The organism is uncultured Clostridium sp., assembly GCF_947036855.1.
GTDB lineage: Bacteria > Bacillota > Clostridia > Clostridiales > Clostridiaceae > Sarcina.
The window spans coordinates 1-8,604 of sequence record NZ_CAMQRY010000101.1; the positions used below are offsets into that span (position 1 = coordinate 1).

9 protein-coding genes are annotated in these 8,604 nt (G+C 29.0%); all 9 read right to left on the minus strand.

Features of this window, described 5'->3' with window-relative positions; genetic code table 11:
- A partial coding sequence (locus Q0V15_RS09865) for a type II 3-dehydroquinate dehydratase (protein ID WP_297438515.1) occupies positions 1 to 365 on the minus strand: 365 nt, incomplete at its 3' end.
- Positions 366 to 379: 14 nt separating this feature from the next.
- Positions 380 to 880 carry a shikimate kinase gene (locus Q0V15_RS09870; protein ID WP_297438517.1) on the minus strand — a complete coding sequence of 167 codons (501 nt, stop codon included), beginning with the start codon at positions 878 to 880 and terminating at the stop codon, positions 380 to 382.
- 29 nt (positions 881 to 909) lie between these two features.
- Positions 910 to 1,728 carry a shikimate dehydrogenase gene (gene aroE, locus Q0V15_RS09875; protein WP_297438519.1) on the minus strand — a complete coding sequence of 273 codons (819 nt, stop codon included), beginning with the start codon at positions 1,726 to 1,728 and terminating at the stop codon, positions 910 to 912.
- A 4-nt stretch (positions 1,729 to 1,732) separates the two neighbouring features.
- Positions 1,733 to 2,848, minus strand: coding sequence for a chorismate mutase (locus Q0V15_RS09880; protein WP_297438521.1), 1,116 nt, complete (start codon positions 2,846 to 2,848; stop codon positions 1,733 to 1,735).
- Positions 2,849 to 2,899: 51 nt separating this feature from the next.
- Positions 2,900 to 3,979 carry a chorismate synthase gene (gene aroC / locus Q0V15_RS09885; protein WP_297438523.1) on the minus strand — a complete coding sequence of 360 codons (1,080 nt, stop codon included), beginning with the start codon at positions 3,977 to 3,979 and terminating at the stop codon, positions 2,900 to 2,902.
- Positions 3,957 to 5,249: a 3-phosphoshikimate 1-carboxyvinyltransferase gene (aroA, locus tag Q0V15_RS09890; RefSeq protein ID WP_297438525.1), complete on the minus strand. Its 1,293-nt coding sequence runs from the start codon at positions 5,247 to 5,249 to the stop codon at positions 3,957 to 3,959. The genes aroC and aroA overlap by 23 nt, the downstream gene beginning before the upstream one ends.
- A complete protein-coding gene (gene aroB, locus Q0V15_RS09895; RefSeq protein WP_297438527.1) occupies positions 5,242 to 6,324 on the minus strand; it encodes a 3-dehydroquinate synthase in 1,083 nt (360 codons plus the stop codon). The genes aroA and aroB overlap by 8 nt, the downstream gene beginning before the upstream one ends.
- Before the next feature lie 4 nt (positions 6,325 to 6,328).
- Positions 6,329 to 7,342 carry a 3-deoxy-7-phosphoheptulonate synthase gene (gene aroF, locus Q0V15_RS09900; RefSeq protein WP_297438529.1) on the minus strand — a complete coding sequence of 338 codons (1,014 nt, stop codon included), beginning with the start codon at positions 7,340 to 7,342 and terminating at the stop codon, positions 6,329 to 6,331.
- Between the two features lie 542 nt (positions 7,343 to 7,884).
- On the minus strand, positions 7,885 to 8,604 hold a 720-nt coding region (locus Q0V15_RS09905; RefSeq protein ID WP_297438531.1), incomplete at its 5' end, for a glycosyltransferase family 2 protein.

An 8,604-nucleotide genomic window follows, 5' to 3' on the forward strand; every position in this document is an offset into this window, starting at 1 on the left:
CCTATACAAGCAGGTGCAGTTACTGATTTATGTCTGAACTCTTCTCTTTTGTGTATATTGCTAAGATGAACTTCAACTGTTGGAATTTCAACACCTTTTAAAGCGTCATATATCGCAATACTGTAATGAGTGTAAGCAGCAGGATTTATTATAATTCCATCAAAGCCATCAAAATATGCACTATGAATTTCATTTATAATTTCGCCCTCTATATTACTTTGAAAAGATATTATCTCATGTCCTGACTTTTCTCCCTCTTCAATAATAGTTTTTACAACATCATTAAAATCTCTACTACCATATATTTTCTTCTCTCTTATTCCTAAAAGATTTAAATTTGGTCCATTTATAAGTTTAATTTTCATACTATCACCCTTACTTAAACTAAATATTCTTTAGTCTTATCTATAACTTCTGAAACTATTGTATCAATATCTCCATCATTTATAACAATAATATCTGCATACTGATTATATAAATCTATTCTCTCTCTATAAAGATTTATAAGTCTTGATTTTCCATCCTTTAAAAGTGGTCTTGTAGATGTATCTACATCTTCTAAAATAAGTTCAAGTGGTCTATTTATAAAAATAATCACAAAATCTCTGTAATAATCCATATTCTCACTTTTCTTAATAACTCCACCACCAGTTGATATAAGCACCTTATCAAGTCTTGATAAAACTTCACAAGTTTTTGTTTCATAAGCTCTAAATATATCCTCACCCTTTTCAAATATCTTACTTATAGTTTTCTTTGTACTTCTCTCTATAAAATCATCCATATCAAGGAATTTCAAATTAAGACTACTTGCTATTTCTTGCCCAAGTGTTGTTTTTCCACACCCTGGCATACCTATTAAAACAATTCCTTTTTTCAAATATATCACCACTTTATCAATTACTCATACTATTTAAACTTTTTACTTATCTCTAAAAATATATCTTTTTCTGTTTTTTCATCAATAATAATATTATTCCAAATTTCTTCTGCCTTAATTGCCTGTGCAACAAGCATATATAAACCTTTTACAGTCTTAATCCCACACTCTTTAGCTTCTTTTAAAAATCTAGTTTCCTCTGGGTTATAAACTATATCACATGCAACTTCAAACTTATTAAAAATACCTTTTGAAACTGCTATGCTGTCTATGTTTGGATACATTCCACAAGGAGTTGTATTTATAATTGCATATGATTTTTTTATATCATTCATATCCTCATAATTTAAAAACTCCATATTAATACCCTTAAATTTCTCACTTGCAGATATCTTATCTCTTGAAACCATATAAACTTTACTTGCACCTTCATCTAAAAGAAGATGTATTATAGCCTTTGATGCTCCACCTGAACCTAAAACATAAAATTCTCTGCCTTTAAAAGTTACTCCATCACGCAGTAACATTTTTTTAAAGCCATAATAATCAGTATTATATCCATATGATTTATTGTTTTTTACTAAAATAGTATTAATAGCACCTATCTTTCTAGCTTCATCTGATATAAAATCAACCTGCTCCATTAAAGTTTCCTTATATGGAATTGTTATATTTACACCACTAATACCAAGTATCTTTAGACTACTAACTGCCATATTTATATTCTCTTTTGATATAGAAAAAAGATTATATTTTGCATCCATATCAAGTTTTCCAAATAAACTCTGATGTATTTCTGGTGATAAACTATGTCCTAGCTTCTCACCTATAAGACCAAATATTTTCATAATATTACTCCTGTCTTTTATATGCACCCATTATTCTGAAATCTTCAGTAGTTTTTTCTATACTATTAAGTGCTTTTTTTATTTCTTCAAAATCAATATTACCATCAATATCAACATAGAAAATATAATTAAATGAACCATTTCCCATAGGTCTTGACTCAATTTTTCTCATATTAATATTATTCTCATCAAAAACTTTAAGCTTACTGTAAAGCTGTCCTGCTTTATTTCCTATTACAAATGCAATAGTCATCTTATTACAAAGTTCTGATGTTTCAAAATCTTTCCCTATAATTATAAATCTTGTGTAATTTTCTCTTGCATCATTTATTGTTTCTTTTAAAATATCAAGTCCATAAATAGTTGCTGCTCTTTTACTTGCAATAGCACCCTTTGTTTTATCAGAAAGTTCACTTACATATTTAGCACTTATAGCAGTATTATGATACGGTATTTTTTTTACATCTTTAAGTGTTTTTATATAGTTTCCACTTTGTTCAAACCCTTGATGATGAGAATATATTTCTTTTAAATCTTCTATCTTTGCACCTTTTATCCCTAAAAGATTATGCTCAATTTTAAGGAGAGTTTCACCAACTATATGATAATCATATTTTCTTAAAAGGTCATACACATCAGTTATAGAACCAGTTGAAGAGTTTTCTATTGGTAACACCCCATAATCTATTTCTGAAAATTTAAGTGCTGTAAAAACATCTTCAAATTCTGAAAAGCTCTTTTTACTATAATCATTTCCAAAATATTTTATAAGTGCCTCTTCACCAAACGAACCTAAATCTCCTTGAAATCCAAGGTTTATTTCTTTTCCTTTTGAAAGTGCTACTTCCCTTTTATTTATTTTTTCACATTGATATGCCTTGCTTATATCCATAAGACTGTGGAGCATATCCTGTGCATAAGGTTTAAGTTCCTCATCTTTTACTCTATCAACATTCTTTTTTATAACTTCCTCTTCTCTTTTCTTATGAAATATAGGAAGATTATTTTCAGCCTTATACATTGCAACATCTACCACTATATTCATTCTTTCTTCAAAAAGTTCTATAAGTTTTTTATCTATTTCATCAATCCTATTCCTACAATAGTCTAAATCTCTCATCTATAAATTTCTCCTTTTCTACTTACTGCTTAAGCCCTAAAAATCAGCAAATTATCTTTCGTTTAGAAGTTCTAAAACTGCAAGTGCTGATATTGCCTCAATAACTACCACAGCTCTTTGAACTATACAAGGGTCATGTCTGCCCTGTATTTTAATTACCTCATCTTTCATTGTGCTTATATTAACCGTTCTCTGCTCCCTGCTAATTGATGGTGTAGGTTTTATAGCAACTCTATGAATAACAGGCATCCCATTTGTAATTCCACCTGTAATTCCACCATTATTATTTGAATAAGCTTTTATATTATCCCCATCTAAATAATATTCATCATTAGCATCTGAACCTTTCATCTGTGAAATATCAAATCCTACTCCAAATTCAATTCCTTTAACTGCTGGAACTGAAAATGCTAATGAGGCAATTTTACTTTCTAATGAGTCAAAAAATGGAGAACCAACTCCTGCTTTTAGTCCAACTATAGCTGTTTCTATAACTCCACCAACAGAATTTTGATTTTCTCTTGCACTCATAATTTCAGATTTTATCTCTTCAATTTTAGAATCATTTAAAACTGGAAGTTCTTTTTCTAAAAGCCCCTCTAAAGTTTTTTCATCTATATTCACAAAATCGAATGATTCATCATTTATGTTAGCAACAGATTTTATATGAGCTCCAATTCTTATTCCTTCACTCTCTAAAATTTGCTTTGCAATAGCCCCAACAAAAACAAGTGGTGCAGTAATTCTTCCTGAAAAATGTCCTCCACCTCTATAATCATTAAACCCATTATATCTAACATAACCTGCATAATCAGCATGCCCTGGTCTTAGTAAATCTTTTGTCTTTGAATAATCTTTAGACTTTGTATCAGAATTTTCTATCATCATTGAAATTGGACTTCCTGTGGTTCTACCATCAAATATCCCTGAAAGTATAACTGGTTTATCAGCCTCTTTTCTAGGAGTTGAAAGTTTATCTCTACCTGGTGCTCTTCTTCCCATTTCTTTCTCTACTTTTTCCATATCAATTTCTATTCCAGCTTTAATCCCATTTATAACTATACCAATAGCTTTTCCATGTGATTCTCCAAAAATAGAAACTTCTATATTATTTCCCCATGTTCCACTCAACTATTTCACCACCTAACATTTTAAAATCATCCCAAAAATGTGGATATGATTTTGATACACACTCTGGGTTTTCTAAAATTACATCACCAACACATCTTGTTGATGCAATAGCAAGACTCATTGCAATTCTATGGTCTGCATGACTTGAAACCTCTGCCCCATGAAAACTCTCAACACCATCAACTAAAAGTGAATCTTCAAATTCTGTAATTTTAGCTCCAAGTTTATTAAGCTCTGTTGTTATAGCATGAAGTCTATCACATTCCTTAATTCTAAGTCTTCCTGCATTTATAATTTTAGTTTTCCCTTTATTTAGTGCTGCTACAACAGTTAAGACTGGTATAACATCAGGACACCCTTTAGCATCTACAATAGACTCTTCAAACTCACAACTCTTTATACTTAGAGATTTATTTTCTATAACAAGTCTTCTTCCCATATTCTCAAGAATTTCAATTATCTCTCTATCTCCTTGAAGCGAATATAAATCTAAATTCTTAATCGCTACCTTATTTGAAATAGCATCTGCACAAAGATAGAATGCACCTTGTGAATAATCCCCTTCAACTTCATAGTTAAAAGGTTTATACTCTTGATTACCCTTTATTATAAACTCTTTATAATTATCATTTATAACTTCAATACCAAAACTTTTAAGCATTGAAAGTGTTAAATCTAAATATCCCTTAGACTCAAGTTCTGTTGTTATAACAATTTTTGAATCTTCTTTAAGAAGTGGAAGTGTAAACATCAGTCCACTTATAAACTGCGAACTTATATTACCAGCTATATTAAAAATCTCACCCTTTAATTCTCCGTTGATATTAAGATTTAGAATTTCATCAGTATATGAAAAGTCTATCTCTTGTCTTTCAAAAATTTGGTAAAATGGATCAAGAGGTCTTTTACCTAAATTCCCTTTACCAACAAATTTAACATTATTCTTTTTAGCTATTGATACAGGAACTAAAAATCTAAGTGTTGAACCTGATTCATTACAATCTATAACTCTTTTTTCATTACTAATATTAAATGTATTTGTTCCATCTATTTCATATGATTTATTACCTAAATCTTTTATACTTGCACCAAGTGATTTCATTGCATTCATTGTAGCAATAATATCATCTGATAAATCAATATTGCTTATAATACTTTTTCCCTTAGCAAGTGATGCACATATTACACCCCTGTGAGCCATACTTTTTGATGGAGGTACAATAATATCTCCCTTTAATAAAGTCCCACCCTTTATTTTTATCTTAGACATTTTCTTCACCTCTCCAAATTTCAAAGAAATCGTAATCTGTTTTATATATCAAACTCTCACCAATTTCTTTTAATACAATAATATTTAATTTATTATTTAAATTCTTTTTATCAAGTGTCATTGCCTCTATAAGTTCTGTTTTGCCTCTTTTTAAAGCATCACAAGTTACTGGCAAATCATATTTTTTTAAAATATTTTTTATTCTATCTGAAATAACTTCTTTTGTTACTCCATTTTGCTCACTTAAAACTGTCATTTCATACATTCCTATACCAACAGCTTCTCCATGACTATAAACCTCAAAATTATAAAACTTTTCAATAGCATGACCTATTGTATGTCCAAAATTAAGGAGCATTCTCTCCCCTGTATCTCTCTCATCATTTTCTACAACCTGTCTTTTTATATCACAGCAAGTATACACAATATTATCAATATCAGCTTTTAACTTTTCTTTGTTTTTATAATTTTCAAGCTTTTCAAATAAGTCTTTATCCTTTATACAACCATATTTTATAACTTCTCCAAGTCCATCATTAAAATATTTTTCTTCTAATGTATTTAAAATATCTGTATCTATAATAACTCTAATTGGATGATAGAAACTTCCAACAAGATTTTTTCCTTCTTTAACATCAACAGCAACTTTACCACCAACACTTGAATCAACTTGTGCTAAAAGTGATGTTGGAAACTGTATAAATTTAATTCCTCTTAGGAATGTTGAGGCAACAAAACCACCTAAATCACCAACAACTCCACCACCAAAGGTAATAATTAAATCACTTCTTGTAAGTTTAAAGTCTAAAAGTTCACTATATATAGGTAGCAGTGAAGAAAAGTCCTTACTTTTCTCCCCTGCTTCTACTATAATAAACTTTATATCAAATCCATCTTTTAAAAGAATAGACTTTATTTCTTCTCCATAAATTCTAAATAAATTTGTATCTGTTATAATAGCAACTTTATTTCCTTTATGAACTTCTCTTACAAGAGTGCTTAATTTATAACGAAGCTTTTTTTCTATTAAAATATCATAGCTTCTTTCTTCTAAATTAACTCTTAATTTTTTCATCTAATTATATTTCTCTACCTACAGCTTTTGCAATAGCTTTCATTTCTTCAACAAGCTTTGCATATTCTGATGGTTTTAAAGATTGTTGTCCATCGCATAGAGCATTTTCAGGATCATTATGAACTTCTATTATAAGTCCATCAGCTCCAACTGCAATTGCTGCTTTTGATAATGGGTCAACCATCCAATTCTTACCTGCTGCATGACTTGGGTCAATAATAACAGGAAGGTGACTTAATCTCTTAATAGCTGGAACAGCACTTAAATCAAGTGTATTTCTTGTGTAAGTTTCAAAAGTTCTAATACCTCTCTCACAAAGTATAACTCTCTCATTTCCACCTGCCATAATATATTCTGCTGACATTAAAAGTTCTTCTATAGTAGCTGATAAACCTCTTTTAAGAAGTATCGGCTTATCTGTCTTACCAAGTTCTTTTAATAAGTCAAAATTCTGCATATTTCTTGCCCCAACTTGAATTACATCAACATCATCAACAAATCTATCAATCATACTTGTTCCCATGATTTCTGTAACTATTGGAAGTCCTGTTTCTTTTCTAGCAAGCTTTAAAAGCTCAAGTCCTTCAGCTTCAAGTCCTTGGAAACTATATGGTGATGTTCTTGGCTTAAATGCCCCACCTCTTAGGAATCCAGCACCTATCTCTTTAACACTCTTAGCTATACCAACAATTTGCTCTGGCGACTCAACAGAACAAGGTCCTGCTATAAGTGTAATTTGCTTACCACCAATTTTTCTTCCACATATATCAAATATTGAATTATCCGGATGAAAAACTCTGTTAGCTTTTTTATAAGGCTCTTGAACCTTACAAATTCTTTCTACATTTTTATTAACTTCTATCTTCTTTGGGTCTATCTTGCTAGTATCACCAACAAGCCCTAATATATTTTTTCCTTCTCCATTTATCACTTGTACGTCTACTCCTAAGCTCTGTATTTTGTCAATTAACTTCTTAACTTCTTGTTCCTGTGTTTTTGGTTTTAAAATTACGATCATAAATAATACCCTCCTATTTTTTTCTGTACCCATTTACCCAATGGACCTATTTTATCAAAATTTTATAAATTTGTTATCAAGATTCAAAAAATAATACTAGTTTTTTTAATTTTAAGTAAAAAAAATAAGATTCACTAATGAATCTTATTTTAAAACAACAATGTTAATTTGCCAATATTAATTATAGCTAGGCAATATGTTTTTAAATTCATTAGATATATTTTTTATATTATTTTTTTCACTGCTAAAAAAGACCATGCTAAAATAAAAGCTTAAGCCGTAATAAAAGTTATAAAAATATTCTACAAAATTTCTACCTATTAAAGTTAACATATTCACCCTCCTATTATTTGTAAATTAATTCCAATTTTATTTAATTATACTATTGTACAGATTAAAGTCAAGAACTTTTTTCTGCATTTCACTAATATTATACGTATTTTATATATTTTTATACTATTCTATATCCTTATATTTGTTCCTCATATTTAATTTTTTAAAAAAGAGAAAAGCTACTAACTTTTCTCTTCAATAAATTTATTCTATTTTAACTTAACTGTATGTACTTTAGGTTGTCTTAATATTGTATATTTATAAAGTCTTTTAAAGAAGTACATTGTGAACCCCATTAAAAATATTACTATTGTCATTGGTTTAAACCAAACTAGCATATATATATGTATTGTTATAAGTTTCATTTTACTGATTTCCCCAAAACATAATTTATTATTTTTTGCAAAACTTAAATTCCCTAAAGAATATACTATAAATATAACAATTCCAATTACTATTTGTATAATTGCATTTATACTTACCTGTGACCCCTCACTAAAACTTACTACTATGCTAATAACACCAATATATGTTAGTATTACTGATAGATATCCAAGTAATAGTGTATTTATAAATCCAATAGCCCCAATATAATTTTTTATCTTTTTCCCAAGCAAAAAGTTATAGTGCTTAAAAAATATCTCTATAAAGCAATCTTGCCATGTCATTCTTTTTTTATAACAATCTTTTAAATTGCTTGGTGCCTCTGTAAAACAAACAGCTCTGTCATCATATGTTATAATTTTTCCATTTTCACTTGCATATTCATTTAACTGAACTGACATTTCTATACTACCTATGTGTTTGCTTTGAAAAAGTCCAAGTTCTTCTATAACACTTTTTTTAAAAGCTCCAAAATCACCCGATATTATACAAACTGAATTAAGTTTTATAAGTGAATTTCTTATAATATAAAATGTAGCTATATA